At 64.2% G+C, this 16,430-nt stretch carries 13 protein-coding genes and 1 pseudogene; 4 read left to right on the forward strand and 10 right to left on the reverse strand.

The window, feature by feature from the left end:
• The first annotated feature begins 151 nt into the window (after nt 1-151).
• The gene (locus tag P5W98_RS08495; protein ID WP_421024149.1) at nt 152-478 is read left to right on the forward strand and encodes a hypothetical protein; all 327 of its coding nucleotides are present in this window, start codon (nt 152-154) and stop codon (nt 476-478) included.
• An 8-nt stretch (nt 479-486) separates the two neighbouring features.
• Here P5W98_RS08495 and oxlT read toward each other — a convergent pair whose 3' ends face one another.
• The 8 genes from oxlT to P5W98_RS08535 all read right to left on the reverse strand — a co-directional run bounded on the left by oxlT (nt 487) and on the right by P5W98_RS08535 (nt 9,976).
• On the reverse strand, nt 487-1,812 hold the full coding sequence (gene oxlT / locus P5W98_RS08500) for an oxalate/formate MFS antiporter (RefSeq protein ID WP_421024150.1): 1,326 nt from the start codon (nt 1,810-1,812) through the stop codon (nt 487-489).
• Nucleotides 1,813-1,926: 114 nt separating this feature from the next.
• The gene (locus P5W98_RS08505) at nt 1,927-3,321 is read right to left on the reverse strand and encodes an NAD(P)(+) transhydrogenase (Re/Si-specific) subunit beta (protein WP_421024151.1); all 1,395 of its coding nucleotides are present in this window, start codon (nt 3,319-3,321) and stop codon (nt 1,927-1,929) included.
• Nucleotides 3,322-3,333: 12 nt separating this feature from the next.
• Nucleotides 3,334-4,923, reverse strand: coding sequence for a Re/Si-specific NAD(P)(+) transhydrogenase subunit alpha (locus P5W98_RS08510; protein ID WP_421024152.1), 1,590 nt, complete (start codon nt 4,921-4,923; stop codon nt 3,334-3,336).
• Nucleotides 4,924-5,136: 213 nt separating this feature from the next.
• Entirely contained in the window at nt 5,137-5,397 is a 261-nt protein-coding gene (locus P5W98_RS08515; protein WP_421024153.1) for a hypothetical protein, read from the reverse strand.
• 72 nt (nt 5,398-5,469) lie between these two features.
• Nucleotides 5,470-5,910 carry a PAS domain-containing protein gene (locus P5W98_RS08520; RefSeq protein WP_421024154.1) on the reverse strand — a complete coding sequence of 147 codons (441 nt, stop codon included), beginning with the start codon at nt 5,908-5,910 and terminating at the stop codon, nt 5,470-5,472.
• A gap of 111 nt (nt 5,911-6,021) precedes the next feature.
• Nucleotides 6,022-7,272, reverse strand: coding sequence for a formyl-CoA transferase (gene frc / locus P5W98_RS08525; protein WP_421024155.1), 1,251 nt, complete (start codon nt 7,270-7,272; stop codon nt 6,022-6,024).
• 38 nt (nt 7,273-7,310) lie between these two features.
• Nucleotides 7,311-9,056, reverse strand: coding sequence for an oxalyl-CoA decarboxylase (oxc, locus tag P5W98_RS08530; protein ID WP_421024156.1), 1,746 nt, complete (start codon nt 9,054-9,056; stop codon nt 7,311-7,313).
• Nucleotides 9,057-9,256: 200 nt separating this feature from the next.
• Nucleotides 9,257-9,976, reverse strand: a complete 720-nt coding sequence (locus P5W98_RS08535) for a GntR family transcriptional regulator (protein WP_421024157.1) — start codon at nt 9,974-9,976, stop codon at nt 9,257-9,259.
• A 241-nt stretch (nt 9,977-10,217) separates the two neighbouring features.
• On the opposite strand from P5W98_RS08535, the gene P5W98_RS08540 reads away from it, so the two are divergent.
• Nucleotides 10,218-10,601, forward strand: coding sequence for a hypothetical protein (locus P5W98_RS08540; protein WP_421024158.1), 384 nt, complete (start codon nt 10,218-10,220; stop codon nt 10,599-10,601).
• Between the two features lie 46 nt (nt 10,602-10,647).
• On the opposite strand, the gene P5W98_RS08545 is transcribed toward P5W98_RS08540, so the two are convergent.
• Entirely contained in the window at nt 10,648-12,270 is a 1,623-nt protein-coding gene (locus P5W98_RS08545) for a long-chain fatty acid--CoA ligase (RefSeq protein WP_434660266.1), read from the reverse strand.
• 129 nt (nt 12,271-12,399) lie between these two features.
• Nucleotides 12,400-13,172: pseudogene (locus P5W98_RS08550) on the reverse strand (SDR family oxidoreductase).
• Between the two features lie 139 nt (nt 13,173-13,311).
• Here P5W98_RS08550 and P5W98_RS08555 point away from each other — a divergent pair.
• Nucleotides 13,312-14,841 carry a hypothetical protein gene (locus tag P5W98_RS08555; protein ID WP_421042310.1) on the forward strand — a complete coding sequence of 510 codons (1,530 nt, stop codon included), beginning with the start codon at nt 13,312-13,314 and terminating at the stop codon, nt 14,839-14,841.
• A gap of 308 nt (nt 14,842-15,149) precedes the next feature.
• A complete protein-coding gene (locus P5W98_RS08560) occupies nt 15,150-16,364 on the forward strand; it encodes an MFS transporter (RefSeq protein ID WP_421024161.1) in 1,215 nt (404 codons plus the stop codon).
• Nucleotides 16,365-16,430: the final 66 nt, after the last annotated feature.

A 16,430-nucleotide genomic window follows, 5' to 3' on the forward strand; every position in this document is an offset into this window, starting at 1 on the left:
GTTCATACTTCATGAACAACATCCATGATTGAACGAATGCGCGTCACCCTGAAAACATCTCGTTATGTTTAATGGTATACATTGACCAGAAACCCGGGGATGCCTGAGGCGCATCGTCGGCACGAGATCACGCCCGCGACAGGGAGAAGGAATGGAAATCGTCGTTATCGCCGCGATCGTCGCCGTGGGCTTCGGCGCCGCAGCGACGTGTTTGATCGCGACCCGATTGCCAGCCGAGTGGATCGAGCGCGGCCAGACCGAAGGACGCTACGCGGCGTTATCCACGACGGACGACACCGACGAGGCGCCCGAGCTGCCCCGCATGCAGGCACACACCGATGCCCGCCGGGTGCGCCGCGCACGCGTACGTGCGCTGCCAGCGGCGGCGCTCATGCGCAGGCTGCGCACGCACCCGGGCGGCGGCGCGCAGCGGTGCGAAGCCCCTCATCCGGATAGCGCGCGCCGCCCGCCCCGATAACGATTTAACTACTCGCCCGTACCCAGCGGATTGCGGACGAACGCCGTTTCGACATGCCCCGCAGGCTTGGCCGACTGGAAGATCCAGCGCCGCCGCATCGGTTGCAACACCACCTTCGCGCACACCCCCGCCATCATCGCGATACACGCCGCGAATTCGAACACCATGTTCCAGCCGCCGTGCACCGCGAGCAGCGTGGCCACCGGCACCATCAGCGCGGCAGTCCCCTTGGCCGTATAGAGCGTGCCGGCGTTGCCCGCCGCGTAGCGCGCGCCGAAGGTGTCCGCGCAGGTTGCCGGGAAGTTCGAGAAGATGTCGCCGTAAAACAGGAACACGAGCCCCGAAAACAGGATGAAGAGATACGGGTCGTGGCCGAAGTAGCGCAGGCCGAGCAACGCGAGCCCTTCGCCGATGAAAGTGATGAACATCGTGTTCTCACGCCCGATCCGGTCCGAAATGAGCCCGCACAGCGGCCGCGTGAAGCCGTTGCAGAGATTGTTGATCGACAGTGTCATTGTCAGCAGCGGCAGCGTCATGCTCATGAACGCCACCGGCATCGAGGCGAAACCGTACGACTTGGCGATCGGCCCGATCTGCGCGGTCGCGATGATGCCGCCCGTGGCCACGCACATGAACATCGCGTACATCACCCAGAACAGCGGCGCGCGGATCATCTGCCGCGTCGTGTAGTCGGTCTTCGTGGCCACCACCCGCTGCACGCCGACCGCATGCGCGGGCGGCTTCGGGCGCACCATCACGAGCGCGAGCGCCATGATGCACGCGCCCTGCAGCAAACCGAAAAAAACGAAGGCCGTCTCGTAGCCCGAATGCTGGATCATGCGCGCGATCGGAATGACGGTGAGCGCCGCGCCCGCGCCAAAACCCGCCGCCGTCGTGCCCGCAGCGAGCCCGCGCCGGTCCGGAAACCATTTGAGCGCCGTGCCCACGCATGTGCCGTACACGCATCCCGCACCGATGCCCGAAATCACCGCCGCCACGTAGAGCACCGGCAGCGCCGGCGCCCACGCGTCGAGCATCCAGCCGAGCGCCACGCAGCACGCGCCGCCCATCACGACCGGGCGCGGGCCGAAGCGGTCCACGAGCCAGCCCTCCACGGGAACGAGCCACGTCTCCGTCACGATGAACAGCGAGAACGCGAGCTGAATGGCGGCCTGCCCCCAGTGGTGCTTCGAATCCATCGGCACTACGAACAATGTCCACGCATACTGCAGATTGGCGACTAGCCCCATGCAGGCTACACCGGCCGCGAGTTGCACCCAGCGGTTGTGCCGCCGCGCCGCATAAGGGGCGTCGATGCGATCGGTTTGTGCCACGTTTGTCTCTCTCCGTACATTGCATTGATGAGCCGCCGGATCCGGCGGTCTCGCGCGAAGCGCGGTCTTGCCCGGGTTTACCCGGGTCTCGCCGCGCCGCGCGCTACTCCTGCATCAGGCCGTTTCTAGCTGCCTGAGCAATGCATCGACACTACCCTTTGCGTCGCCGAACAGCATTCGGGTGTTCTCCTTATAAAAGAGCGGATTGTCGACGCCCGCGTAGCCCGTCGCCATGCTGCGCTTGGAAACCACCACGGTGCGCGCCTTCCACACCTCGAGCACCGGCATCCCCGCGATCGGGCTGCCCGCATCCTCCTGCGCGCCCGGATTGACGATATCGTTCGCGCCGATCACGAGCACGACGTCGGTATTCGTGAAGTCCTCGTTGATTTCGTCCATTTCGAGCACGATGTCGTAGGGCACCTTCGCCTCGGCGAGCAGCACGTTCATATGGCCCGGCAAGCGCCCGGCAACTGGATGGATGCCAAAACGCACCCGTACGCCCTGCGCACGCAGCCTGCGCGTGATTTCGCTGATCGTGCTTTGCGCCTGGGCGACGGCCATGCCATAACCGGGCACGATCACGACCTCGGCGGCATCGCGCAGCAGCGCGCCCACTTCGTCCACGGAAGTCGCCACCACTTCGCCCTGCGGCGCGGCGCTCGACGTGCTGGCCACGGCGCCAAAACCGCCGAGAATCACCGAGACGAAGCTGCGGTTCATCGCGCGGCACATGATGTAGCTGAGGATCGCGCCGCTCGAACCCACCAGCGCGCCGGTCGTCACCAGCAGGTCGTTATCGAGCATGAAGCCGGTTGCCGCGGCCGCCCAGCCCGAATAGCTGTTGAGCATGGACACCACTACGGGCATGTCCGCGCCGCCGATCGCCATCACGAGATGCACGCCCAGCACCGCCGCAATCGCGCACATCGCGATGAGCGCGGGGAGTGCATTCGGGCCATCCGGTGCGGCCACGAAGACAAGCGCAAGCCCGATGCAAACCGCGAGCGCCACGGCGTTCATCAGATGCCGGCCAGGCAGCACGAGCGGCTTGCCGCCCACCGTGCCCTGCAGCTTGAGAAACGCCACGATCGAACCGCTGAACGTTACGGTGCCGATGAACGCGCCGATATAGATCTCGGTGTCGTGAATTCCTCGCTCGACGGCGCTCGCGGCGGCGGCCGGCGAGAGAAAGCTCGCGACCGCGATGAGCGTCGCCGCAAGGCCGACGAAGCTGTGCAGCACGGCCACGAGTTGCGGCATTTGCGTCATTTCCACGCGTCTAGCCAGCACGGCGCCGATGCCGCCGCCCACCAGCGCCGCGCCGAGCGCTACTTCGAGCCCCGCCCCGCCCGTGACGAGTAGCGTCGCAATGACCGCGATCGCCATCCCGCAGATGCCGAAAAGATTGCCTCGCCGGGCGCTAGCCGGATGACTCAGCCCGCGCAGGCTGAGAATGAAGAGCGTGGCCGAACCGAGCCACGCCATATTGCCGATTCCACTAAGCATGACGTCGCCTCCTCAGGTCCGTTGAAACATTTTCAGCATGCGCTGGGTCACGAGGAACCCGCCTGCAATGTTGATCGTCGCAACCAGCAGCGCGACGCCCGCGAGCACTTTCACGACCATCGCCGTATCCGCGCCGTTGGGATGCAGCAGCGCGCCGATCACGATGATCCCGCTGATGGCGTTGGTCACACTCATGAGCGGCGTGTGCAGCGCCGGCGTCACATTCCAGACCACCTGATAGCCCACGAAAACGGCCAGCACGAACACCGTGAAATGCGCCACGAACGCGCTCGGCGCCACCGCGCCGAGCGCGAGCAACGCCACGGCCGCCAGCACCAGCATGACCAGCGGCCATGCACTGCGGCTACGCGTTTCGGCGGCAGCCGATCTAGCCGCACCGTGCGCCTGCTGCACGGGCTTCGCCCCGCTCGCGGCCGACGCGGCTTGCGCGGCCGGCGCGACAGCCGCCGTCGGCACCGGCGGCGCGGGCCAGCAGAGCTTGCCCTGCTCCATGACCGTGGTGCCCCGCTGCACGACATCGTCCATGTCGAGCTTTAGTTCGCCATCCTTAAGAGGCGTGAGATCGGTCATCAGATGGCGCAGGTTCGTCGCATAGAGCTGGCTCGACTGATTCGCCATGCGGCTCGGCAGATCGGTATAGCCGATCAACGTCACGCCATGCGCATGCACCACTTCGCCCGCGCGCGTGAGCGCGCAATTGCCGCCCTGCTCCGCAGCCATATCGACGATCACGCTGCCCGCGCGCATGCACGCGACCATCTCTTCGTCGATCAGGCGCGGAGCGGGCTTGCCCGGGATCAGCGCGGTCGTGACGATGATGTCCACCTCGCTCGCCTGGGCCTTGAACAGCGCCATCTCGGCTTCGATGAACTTCGCGCTCATCACCTTCGCGTAGCCGCCACCGCCGCCGCCTTCCTCCTCCACGTCGACGCTCAGGAACTCGGCGCCCATGCTCTCGATCTGCTGCCCGACCTCGGGCCGCGTATCGAATGCGCGCACGACGGCCCCAAGCCCGCGCGCTGCGCCGATGGCCGCGAGACCGGCCACACCCGCGCCGATCACGAGCACCTTGGCGGGCGGCATCTTGCCCGCCGCCGTGATCTGCCCGGTGAAAATGCGCCCGAAATGCTGCGCGGCCTCGATCACGGCGCGATAACCGGCCATGTTCGCCATCGAGCTCAGCGCGTCGAGCTTTTGCGCGCGCGAGATGCGCGGCACGCAGTCCATCGCGAGCACCGTCGCGCCGCGCGTGGCGAGCACCTCGAGCAGCGCCCCGCTCTGCGCGGGCCAGATGAAACTGATGAGCGTCGCGCCGGTCTTCAGGCGCTGCGCCTCCTCGAGCGACGGCGGGCGCACCTTGAACACGATGTCGGCGTTGGACCACAGTTCGAGCGGATTGTCGACAACGCATGCACCGGCCGCGCGATACGCTTCGTCGCTATACGAAGCGAGCTCGCCCGCGCCCGCCTCGATCTCGATCTCGTAGCCAAGCTTGATCAGTTGTGCGACGCTTTCCGGCGTGGCCGCCACGCGGCGTTCGTTTTCGAATATTTCGCGGGGCACCGCAATGGTCATTGCCATGGCGAACCTCCGCGCACGAATGAAGCGCAAATACCGGCGCGGCGATGCGGCGGCGCGCAAAGTCCCCTGGCGCGCCCAGGGCGTGGCCATGTCGTCATGAAACGTCTCCTGCTGGATGTTGGAATTCTTGGCGCGCGCCGCTGCCTGCGCGGCGCGCCGCCTCGCTGTGCGTCCCTATGCGTTGTTACGCGTCTTCACGTGTAGCCGGGACCGCTAGCGCGGCGGGTTGACTGTCTCGAGATAGCCGAGCATTGCGAGCGCCGCCTGGCGGGCGCCTGCTATGGCGGCGGCCTCACTGGCGAAAACGGTCTCGTCGGCGACTCGCTGCTCGGGGAGCACGGGGGCGCACCCCGTTTGTTCGCCGCGCCCGCCGTGCGGATCGTGGATAGCGGCGAACGCCGCCCAGCCACCGTTGTGTATGAATTGACGGGCCGAGAGTTCGACCTCGTAATGACCGAGTATTTCCGTATGCATCGAAGCGCTCCGTGCGAACCTTGAGGTCGGGCGATATACGGCCAGCCCGCAGGCTGGCTAACTGGCTCAGAACTACTGCGCCTGGGCCTGGGCTTGGGCTTCGAGCTCGGTAATGCGCTTGCGCAGATTGCGCTCTTCCTGGAAGCGCGCGGTCTCGTCGCGAATCACGGCGACGATGCCCGTGATCTCGCCTTGCTGGCCGTGCAGCAACGCGACGGTAAACGCGATCGACAGCGCGCGACCGTCCTTGTCGACGGCGGGCACGCGCAGCACGTCGTTGCCGTAGCGAGTCTGCCCCGACGCCATCGTCTTGTGATAACCGTCCCAGTGACGGCCGCGCAGCCGCTCGGGAATGATCAGATCGAGCGTCTTGCCAAGCGCCTCCTCGCGCGTATAGCCGAACATGCGCGTAGCGGCGGGATTCCAGTACGTGATGTCGCCGGCGGCGTCCGAGATGACGATGGCGTCGCCGATAGCGTCGGCAAGCTGGGCGAAATCGATGGCGGTTGACATGGTGCTTGACCTGATAGGAGCTAAGTGGGGAAAGGGTTGAATCGCCGGAGCGCGGCGCGCACGACCCTCATGCGCGCGCCGCGCTCCGCTGGCCTGCGGAGCGTCCCGTACTTAGACCGCGCGCGTCTCGTGCAGCGCCGCGATCTGCTGCGGCGTGTACCCAAGACCCGCGAGCACCTCATCCGTATGCTCGCCGAGCAGCGGCGAACCCGTGATTTCCGGCTTCAGGTCCGAGAACTTGATCGGGCTGCCCACGGTGAGATACGTGCCGCGCTCTTTGTGCGGGACTTCGACGATAGTACCGCTCTCGCGCAGCGACGGGTCATTGGCGATTTCCTTCATGCTGAGCACCGGTGCGCACGGGATATCGAACTTGCGCAGAATATCGACGGCCTCGAACTTGGTCTTGTCGGCGAGCCACTCCTCGATCGTCGCGAAGATGTCGAAGATATGCGGCTGGCGCGCCTGGGCCGTCATGTAGTTCGGATCGCTGATCCACTCGGGCTTGCCGATCGCGCGGCAGATCGGCTCCCATGCATGGCCTTGCACCGTGAAGTAGATATACGCGTTCGGATCGGTTTCCCAGCCCTTGCACTTGAGCACCCAGCCCGGCTGGCCGCCGCCGCCCGCGTTGCCGCCACGGGGCACCACATCGCTGAAAGTGCCGTGCGGATACTGCGGATACTCCTCCAGATAGCCCACGCGATCCAGACGCTGCTGGTCGCGCAGCTTCACGCGGCACAGGTTGATCACGCTGTCCTGCATCGAGACGGCCACCTTCTGGCCCTTGCCGGTCTTTTCACGGCCGATCAGCGCCGTGAGAATGCCGATGGCCAGATGCATGCCCGTGTTGCTGTCGCCGAGCGCCGCTGCGCTGACCGTAGGCGGGCCGTCCCAGAAGCCCGTGGTCGAAGCCGCGCCGCCCGCGCACTGCGCGACGTTCTCGTAGACCTTGAGGTCGTCGTAGTGGTGGCCTTCACTGAAGCCCTTCACCGAAGCGACGATCATCTTCGGGTTGAGCTCCTTGATGCGCTCCCACGTGAAGCCCATGCGATCGAGCGCGCCCGGGCCGAAGTTTTCCACCATCACGTCCGACTCGCGAATTAGCTTCTCGAGCACTTCCTTGCCTTCCGGCTTCTTGGTGTCGAGCGTGAGCGAGCGCTTGTTGCTGTTGAGCATCGTGAAGTACAGCGCGTCCGCTTCGGGAATGTCGCGCAGCTGCGAGCGCGTCACGTCACCAGCGCCCGGGCGCTCCACCTTGATCACGTCCGCGCCGAACCACGCGAGCATTTGCGTGCATGCGGGGCCCGCCTGTACGTGCGTGAAGTCGATGATCTTGATGCCGTCGAGGGGTTTGCTCATGTCTTGGCTCCTGATGAATGTGTCCTGTGAGACTCAGCTTATTTCTTCATGGCCGCGCTTTGCGGATTGAGATTCGTGAGACGGCCGCTTTCCGTGCCGGCCGATTCGTCGATCACTGCGTTGATCAGCGTGGGCTTGCCCGACGCGATCGCTTCGAGCAGCGCCGCAGTCAGTTCCTCCGGAGTCGTGGCCTGGTGGCCGATGCCGCCGAACGCCTCGATCATCTTGTCGTAGCGCGCGCCCTTGACGAACACGGTGGGCGCGACGTCGGCGCCGCCGGTCGGGTTCACGTCGGTGCCGCGATACACGCCGTTGTTGTTGAAGACGATCGTGCAAACCGGCAGGTTGTAGCGGCAGATGGTTTCCAGCTCCATGCCGCTGAAGCCGAACGCGCTGTCGCCTTCGATGGCCACGACTTGCGTGCCGCTCGTGACCGCCGCGCCGATCGCGAAGCCCATGCCGATGCCCATGATCCCCCACGTGCCCGAGTCGAAACGCTTGCGCGGCTGGTACATGTCGATCACCGCACGCGCATAGTCGAGCGTGTTCGCGCCTTCGTTCACCACGTTGATGTCAGGACGTGTCTTGAGCACATCGCGAATCGCGCGCAGCGCGCTGTGGAAATTCATCGGCGTGGGGTTCTTCTCGAGCGTCGCGGCCATCTTCGCGAGGTTCCTGGTCTTGCGCTCCGCCACGGCGCCGAGCCATTCGGCGCTCGGCTGCGGGAAGTTCGAGCCCATGCCGGCGACGAGCGCCTCGACACACGAACCGATATCGCCGATCACGGGCGCTTCGATCGCCACGTTGCTGTCAATCTCGGTGGGCGCGATGTCGATCTGCACGAAACGCTTGGGCGACGGCGCCCCCCAGGTCTTGCCCTTGCCGTGCGAGAGCAGCCAGTTCAGACGCGCGCCGATCAGCACGACGGCATCCGATTCGGCGAGCACGAACGAGCGCGCGGCGGACGCGGACTGCTCGTGCGTGTCGGGCAGCAGGCCCTTGGCCATCGACATCGGCAGATAGGGAATGCCACTCTTCTCGACCAGCTCGCGAATCTGCGCGTCGGCCTGAGCATAGGCCGCGCCCTTGCCGAGCAGGATGAGCGGGCGCTTGGCCGTCTTGAGGACTTCGAGTGCGCGCTGGACCGCGTCGGGAGCGGGCAGCTGGCGCGGCGCGGCATCCACGACCTTGATGAGCGACTGCTGGCCCTTCACGGCGTCGATGGTCTGCGCAAGCAGCTTGGCCGGCAGGTCGAGATAAACGCCGCCGGGGCGGCCCGAGACCGCTGCGCGGATCGCCCGGGCGATGCCGACGCCGATGTCCTCGGCATGCAGCACGCGGTAAGCGGCCTTGGCATACGGCTTGGCGGCGTTGAGCTGGTCCATTTCCTCGTAGTCGCCCTGCTGCAGGTCGACGATCTCGCGCTCGCTCGAGCCGCTGATGAGGATCATCGGGAAGCAGTTGGTGGTGGCGTTGGCGAGCGCGGTCAGGCCGTTGAGGAAGCCCGGCGCCGAAACCGTGAGGCAGATGCCCGGCTTCTTCGTCATGTAACCCGCGATCGCCGCGGCATTGCCCGCGTTCTGCTCGTGCCGGAAGCCGATGAAACGCATGCCTTCAGCTTGAGCAAGACGCGCGAGGTCCGTGATCGGAATACCGACGAGACCGTAAATCGTGTCGATGTCGTTGAGCTTCAGCGCATCGATGACGAGGTGAAACCCGTCGGTCGTCGGTTGCGCTTCCTGCGCAGGGCTGTTCTGCGCGTCGTTCATTCCTGCTTCTGCCATGACGTCTCCTCGTTGGCGGGGCGTTGGGTTACTCGTGATATACAATATTCCACACACAATATTAGTCAAGCGTTTTTTTGAGATCCCCGGTTGGTGCAGCAGCGCCAAGCGCCACTATTTATTACGGAGTCCAAATTTCATGACCAACGGCAACACTTAAAATGCACAACAGCGGCACGCAACGTGTGCGCGCGAGCCGCTCAGTCGAGAAAGTCGCAGTTCGCTTCGACAAATAACGCAAGATCGATCGAATGCTGGCGCACGAGCCGCTCCACTCTTTCGGTGTCGCGCGCCTCAAGGGCCTCGATGATCCGCATGTGGTCCACGATCGATCGTGACGCGCGATCGCTTTGCGCGATCGTCATGCGCCGGATCGCTCGCACATGCATGAAGATGTTCTTGATGGTCTCGACGATAATCGGCGACTTGGACAGTTCCACCAGCGCTTGATGAAACGTGATGTTCGCTTCCGAGTATTCCTCGATGTGCTCGGCGGGTTTGTCCTCGCCGAAATCCGCGAACATATGGCGCAAACGCGCGATGTCCTCGTCGGAAGCGCGCTGCGTGGCGAGCCGCGCCGCAATGCTTTCCAGCGCGGCCCACATATAGATCATTTCGACGATCTCCTTGCGGGTCTTGCGCAGAATATAGACGCCGCGCCGCGGCACAGTACGCAGGAATCCTTCCTGTTCCAGCAGCGTCATGGCCTCGCGCACCGGCGTGCGGCTCACGCCGAGCTTTTCGGTCAACTCTTTCTCGTCGAGGCGGATTTCGTCTCGCGAGCGGTAGATGTCGGTCTCTGCGATCGCCTGCTTCAGCTTCGCATAGGCCTGATCGCGCAGGGAAACCGTGGCGTGGATGGGTTCGAGCGTCAAGCTCAGCGGGGCTCCCCCCGCTACGTCCTGGATTTCGGCAGACATCGGTGGTTTGTCTCCAACGTTGTGTTTAGCCGTCGTTAAAAGCAAATTCCATATGTGCCATACAATATATCAGAAGCAAGCGCCTCACCAAGCGGGTTTACGCGTAGGTCGATGATCAGCGGCTCGCAACGCGTATCCATATTCAATTATTTATACAAATCGAAAAAAACTTTAACTATCGTTTATTCTTCAACGCTTCTACGATTGGCTCACGTCATCTGAACTCACACGGAGACCAGCCATGAGCCACTCTTCAGCCGGCCGCAAAGCCACGGAACACGATCAGCACTTGCACAACCAGTTGAGCGCATTCAATTCCGCTTTTGCCGAACTCGGACTGCGCTTTCGCTGGGATCCCACCACGCTCTACTCGCTTGCGGAGATCCAGGGCGAAGCGGCGCGCCTTGCAGCCTATATCGAAACGCATCACGCGCATTTGCTGAAGGCGTACAGCATCGACTTTCTGTGCGAGGCGATTCTCGGGCGCAAGAATGCGCAGGCGCCTGGCGAATGGTCGCCGGGTCACACCGCGCAGCACACGGGAACAAAGGGCGCGGCCGCCGAAGCCGCGCACGGAGAATGGGACTGGAGCGAGTTGCACCTGCCGGCATTGGCAGGCGCTTGAGGCTCGCGAGGAAGGCAGGAGGTTCGGTGCGCCGCTTTAATGCACTTCAGCGCGCGGCAGCCTCCTCTTCCTGCAACTGGCGCCAGAGAATTTTGCCGCTGCCCGACTTCGGCAACGCATCGACGAACTGCACGACGCGCGGCGCCTTGTACGCAGCCATATTCTCGTGCGCCCACGCGGCGATATCGGCTTCGCTCACGCTGCCCACCTGCCTCGGATCGAGCACGACAACGGCCTTCACCGTCTCGCCGCGCTTGGGGTCCTGAGCGCCGATGATGCAAACCTCCTTGATGGCCGGATGCCGGTACATGAGCGCCTCGACCTCGGCCGGCCACACCTTGTAGCCGGACGCGTTGATCATGCGCTTGAGGCGGTCGGTCATGAAGTAATAGCCATCGGCGTCGCGCCGCACGAGGTCGCCGGTGCGCAAAAAACGCTTGCCGTCGCGCTCGATGAAGGCCTCGCGCGTTGCCTGCGGGTTGCCCCAGTAGCCCAGCATCACTTGCGGTGCGCTCATGATGAGCTCGCCCGCCTCTCCTTCGGGCACCTCTTCGAGCGTGATCGGATCGACGATGCGCGCATCGACGTCGAAGACCGGAATGCCGAGACACTGCGCCTTGGGGTGTTGCGCAGGATTGATGTGGGTGGCGGCCATCGTCTCCGACATGCCGTAGCCCTCCACGAATTCGAGACCCGTGAGGTCGCGCAGCTTCTTGACCACCGCGTCGGGCATGGCCGCGCCGCCGCCGCGCATTGCGGCGAGACTCGACAGATCGTATTCGCCGATGCGCGGATTCGAAAGGAAATCCACAACCATCGTCGAGATCGACTGCCAGGTCGTGATGCGGTAATGCTCGATCGCGCGAGCCGCGGCGTCGCGGTCCCAGCGCGGCAGGATTACGATCGTCGAACCGTTGTAGAGCGGGCTGTTCATGCCGCCCTGCATGCCGGTCACATGAAACAGCGGCAGCACGGAAAGCTGTACGGAATCCTGAGTATTGCCGAACCAGACGCAACCACCCACGGCCGTCGACATCACGCTGCGATGCGTATGCATGCAGCCTTTGGGCTTGCCCGTGGTGCCCGACGTGTACGGCATCACGCACAGGTCGTCCGGCCCTGCCGTGAGCGCGCCGGGTGTGCAGCCCGCCGCCAGCACGTCGGCCCAGTGCGCAACGCCCGGGCCCTCCACGTGGCGCGGCGCGCTCACGAATTCGGGCGGGGGCGAGAACGGTTCGTTTTTCAAATAATCGCTGTACGACGCGACCAGCAGATGCCGCAGGCCCTGCCCTTCGCCCGCGCCCACCAGCGACGCGATGCGCGGATACAGATCCTGCGCGACGAACGCGGTGGTCGCGCCGCTATCTTCCACGTAGTGAGCGAGCTCGTCGGTGAGGTTCATCGGGTTGACGGGTATGACCACGGCGTTCGCGCGCAAGATGCCGTAATAGGCGATCACCCATTGCGGACTGTTCTGCATATAGAGCAGCACGCGGTCGCCCGCCTTCACGCCGCACTCGGTCTGCAGATAGCCCGCCACGCGCTCGGCCTCGTCCTTGAACTGCGCGAAGGTAACGGGCGTGTCATAGAAGACGATGAAAGGCTTGTCCGGATAACGCGCCGCCGAGACCTCCGCGTTGTAGAAGAGGTTCGTGGTGGGAATGCTCATGTGTGGCGGAAGATGCGCAGGCCAGTACGGTGAGCTCGGGCGCGGCGCGGCGGAGGTGGATTGGGGCATGGCGGGTAGTCGGCTCGTGGGATTCGTGAAATTCGGGCACATAGTGCGATGCGCGCGGCGTCAAACGATGCTCGCGCCGCCATCGATCGCCAGATGCTGGCCGGTGACATGCCGCGACGCAGCGCTCGCCAGAAACACCACCGCGCCCTTCAGATCGCTTTCGTCGCCGAGGCGATGCAGCGGCGTGCGATCGATCACTGCCTGCCCGGCTTTGTCGAGCAGACCCGCCGTCATCTTCGACGGGAAGAAGCCCGGGCAGATCGCGTTCACGTTGATGTTGTACTTGCCCCACTCGGCGGCCAGCGCGCGCGTGAAGTTGATGGCCGCAGCCTTCGAGGTGTTGTACGCGATGGTCTGCATCGCGCCAAGCGAGCCTTTCAGGCCAGCGATCGACGCAATATTGATGATCTTGCCGCACTGCGCGGGAATCATGCTGCGCTTGCCCACTTCGCGCGCGAGGAAAAACGGCGCGTTGACGTTGAGGTTCATGACCTTGTGCCACGCCTCGTCGGGATAGTCTTCCGCCGGCGCCCCCACGTCGCGCCCGCATTGTTCACGAGAATATCGATCCGGCCGCATGCCGCCAGCGTTTCGTCGACTAGCGGCTTGACGGCCTCGGCACGCTGCAGGTCGCTCACGACCGTCGTGACTTCAATGCCGCGCGCCTGCAAATGCTGCTGCGCCGCTGCGAGTTCGTCGGCCTTGCGCGCGGTGATGACGACGCGACAGCCCATTTCGCCGATTGCCTCGGCCATCTGCAGCCCGAGCCCGCGCGAACCGCCCGTAATAAGTGCCGTCTGCCCACCCAGTTCGAACAATTCCCTGACCTGCATGCTTAAAGTCTCCTTGATGTCTATTGGCCCGGATCCGCATTACGGAATACACGGGGAATCAAACCGATTCTAGTGACGCTGCCCCATCACCGGAATCAGGAAAAGCACGATCGTTCATTATGCTCGAAGACCCGCACCCATGCAGCAGCATCCGCAGACGGGGTGCAGCGGCGCGCTTTTAAGAAGCCTCCGATATCTGTCGGCCGCCCCCTTCACTAGGATTTCCCCGACAAATAGCCCCTCATGCCCCTCCCCAGCAATGACCCTCGATCCGGAACAGCGACTCTTGCAAGCATTCGTCGCGCACGCCCGCTGCCCGTCCGAACCCGCGCCACTGCTGCAGATTTGCGAAGCGCTCGTCGGTGTGAGGCGCGACGAGCAAATGCTGCCGTGGGCCGAAAAGGGCCTGGCGCTCGATCCGCACAACCGCAGCTTCGTGCACGCGCGCGCCCGCGCGCTGCGCCTGCTGGGCCAGCACGCACAAGCCGCACAGGCCTGGATCGACTTCGCGACGCTCGATTGGTCGCCGCTGTTCTATCAGGCACGGCTCGGCCGCGACCTTTACCTGAGCGGCGACACCACGCGCGCCATTGCGCTGCTGGAACAAGTGGTGAACGCTCCGGCCGATGACCACGACCCCGACAAACTGCGGGCACGCAAGTGGCTCGCCGAGGCGCTGCTCAGCACGGCAGACGCGCGCGGCTTTTCGCACTGGATCTGGCGCAACCGAAGTGACAGCGGAAACTACCGATACAGCGCAGTGCCGATGTGGGACGGGCAATGCGACCTGCGCGGCGAACGCGTGCTGGTCACGCACCAGATGGGCTACGGCGACCAGTTCATGATGCTCGGCAGCATCGCGCATTGGCGCGCGGCCGGCGCGGAGATCATGGTGACCTGCGACGCGCCGATCCACAGCGTCGTCGAGGCATCGCTGGCCGGCTGCCGCGTGGTCGTCGCGCGCAGACCGATGGCCCCGATCTCGCCATTGGACGAATCAACGCTGCCCGCCGTCGAGGCTTTCGCACCCACGATGCAAGCCACGCTGCTGCATCTGCCGATGCTCGCAGCCCACCTGCAGCCGCGCCCCGATCCCTGGTTCGCCGCCTGGATACGCGCACCGCAACGCGCGCGCGACCAGGCAGCAAGCTGGGCGTACACGTTGCGCGCCCAGCACCCAGGCAAGGCGCTGGTTGGCGTGTTCTGGGATTGCGCGCAACGCCACAACCGCGACATGCGCAGCAAGGAGCGCAGTTGGGCTGCCCTGCGCTCCTTGCCGCTCGCGGCGCTCGAGCGCCTCACGACCAACGCGGCGCTCGACAGCCGCGTTCGGTTCATCAGCCTGCATCACCCTGTGGCCGAGATGACGGGCGGCTCGCCACGCGGAAACATCGCCCATTACGCGCCGGGCATCATGTCGTTTGGCGACACTGCGGCCTGCATCGAACAACTGGACGCCGTAATCAGCGTTGACTCGGGCGTCGCCAATCTCGCCACGATGATCGGCAAGCCCACTGCAGTACTCGTCAATCCGGCCGGCGAGTGGCGCTGGGGCGCAACCGGCACGCGTTCTCCCTGGATGCGCGAGGCGCACGTGCTGCGCCAGACCACGCCCGGCGACTGGGACGACGTCGTCTTCCGCACCGCAGAATGGCTGATGCGAAGCTGAGCCGCCCCGCTCGCCGATTCAGTCAGGATCGCCAATGACTGCATCAAACCGCGCGCACGTTATTCGCAGGGCATTCAATTTTCAATTCAAATTAATTACATTTTAATTACTATAAAAACAATAACCTTTCATCTAACAGGTCCCGATAAAGCAATTCTCCAGGGATTTGTCCAGGTTGCGCCGGACATTCCTGCAAATGTTTAATGCGCAGCGTACACTCGTATGCAGTTCGCCACGCGGGGCTGAGCGAGCCATGCGCGCATTGCCGGGAGACAGGACAAGCGCGGCCACACAAGGAGAATAACGCCATGAGCTGGACGCGAGAGCAGAAGAACGTCACGATCGCAGCGTATTTGGGCTGGACGCTCGACGCATTCGATTTCTTTCTGATGGTTTTTGTTCTGAAAGATATCGCCACCGAATTCAACACTGAAATCCCCGCCGTTGCCTTTGCCATTACGCTCACGCTGGCCATGCGCCCGTTAGGCGCGCTGATCTTCGGCCGGCTTGCCGACAAATTCGGCCGCCGTCCCACGCTGATGGTCAATATCGCGTGCTATTCGCTGCTCGAAATGCTCACCGGCTTCTCGCCCAACCTCACGACGTTCATCGTGCTGCGCGCGCTCTTTGGCGTGGCGATGGGCGGCGAATGGGGCGTGGGCTCCGCGCTCACCATGGAGACTATTCCGCCAAAGGCGCGCGGCGTCGTCTCGGGCCTCCTGCAGGCCGGTTACCCGAGCGGCTATCTGCTTGCCTCGATCGTGTTCGGCGTGCTCTACCAGCACATCGGCTGGCGCGGCATGTTCTTCGTTGGCGTGCTGCCCGCGCTGCTCGTGCTCTACGTGCGCGCCCACGTGCCCGAATCGCCGGCCTGGAAAGAGATGGAAAAGCGCGCACGCCCGAGCCTGCTGTCCACGCTCAAGCACAACCTCGGCCTCTCGCTCTACGCGATCGTGCTGATGACAGCATTCAACTTCTTCTCGCACGGCACTCAGGATCTCTATCCAACCTTCCTGCGCGAGCAGCATCACTTCGATCCGCATACGGTTTCGCTCATCACCATCACGCTGAATATCGGCGCGATTGTGGGAGGCGTTTTCTTCGGCTCGCTTTCGGAAAAAATCGGCCGCCGCAAGGCCATTTTCATCTCGGCGCTGATCGCGCTGCCGGTGCTGCCGCTGTGGGCGTTCTCGTCGGGCCCCGTACTGCTCGCGCTCGGCGCGTTCCTCATGCAAATTTCCGTGCAGGGCGCATGGGGCGTAATCCCGGTGCATCTCAACGAGATCTCGCCCGATGAAGTGCGCGCGACCTTCCCGGGCCTCGTCTACCAGCTCGGCAACCTGCTCGCCTCTGTGAATGCCACGCTGCAAGCCTCGCTCGCCGTTACGCACGGCCAGAACTACGGGATGGCGATGGCGATCGTCGCGGGCACGGTGGCCGTCGTGATCGCCGTGCTGATCCCGTTCAGCCGAGAGCGGCGCGGCATCGACATGACGCAGACCGCCAAACAGATGACCAGTTGATGCGGCGCGCGGCCCGGCGCGAGATGGTGCAAGATGGCGAGAGACCACGCCACGCCCGGAGAACGA

Source organism: Paraburkholderia sp. A1BS-2L, from assembly GCF_051125205.1.
In the GTDB taxonomy this organism is placed as follows: Bacteria; Pseudomonadota; Gammaproteobacteria; order Burkholderiales; family Burkholderiaceae; genus Paraburkholderia.

Bases quoted from the DNA above. Each gene is read 5' to 3' on its own strand.
- frc (WP_421024155.1), bottom strand. From the start codon at position 7,272: ATGAGCAAACCCCTCGACGGCATCAAGATCATCGACTTCACGCACGTA.
- P5W98_RS08505 (WP_421024151.1), bottom strand. From the start codon at position 3,321: ATGCTTAGTGGAATCGGCAATATGGCGTGGCTCGGTTCGGCCACGCTC.
- oxc (WP_421024156.1), bottom strand. From the start codon at position 9,056: ATGGCAGAAGCAGGAATGAACGACGCGCAGAACAGCCCTGCGCAGGAA.
- P5W98_RS08560 (WP_421024161.1), top strand. From the start codon at position 15,150: ATGAGCTGGACGCGAGAGCAGAAGAACGTCACGATCGCAGCGTATTTG.
- P5W98_RS08545 (WP_434660266.1), bottom strand. From the start codon at position 12,270: ATGAGCATTCCCACCACGAACCTCTTCTACAACGCGGAGGTCTCGGCG.
- P5W98_RS08535 (WP_421024157.1), bottom strand. From the start codon at position 9,976: ATGTCTGCCGAAATCCAGGACGTAGCGGGGGGAGCCCCGCTGAGCTTG.
- P5W98_RS08555 (WP_421042310.1), top strand. From the start codon at position 13,312: ATGCAGCAGCATCCGCAGACGGGGTGCAGCGGCGCGCTTTTAAGAAGC.
- P5W98_RS08520 (WP_421024154.1), bottom strand. From the start codon at position 5,910: ATGTCAACCGCCATCGATTTCGCCCAGCTTGCCGACGCTATCGGCGAC.
- P5W98_RS08510 (WP_421024152.1), bottom strand. From the start codon at position 4,923: ATGGCAATGACCATTGCGGTGCCCCGCGAAATATTCGAAAACGAACGC.
- P5W98_RS08495 (WP_421024149.1), top strand. From the start codon at position 152: ATGGAAATCGTCGTTATCGCCGCGATCGTCGCCGTGGGCTTCGGCGCC.
- P5W98_RS08540 (WP_421024158.1), top strand. From the start codon at position 10,218: ATGAGCCACTCTTCAGCCGGCCGCAAAGCCACGGAACACGATCAGCAC.
- P5W98_RS08515 (WP_421024153.1), bottom strand. From the start codon at position 5,397: ATGCATACGGAAATACTCGGTCATTACGAGGTCGAACTCTCGGCCCGT.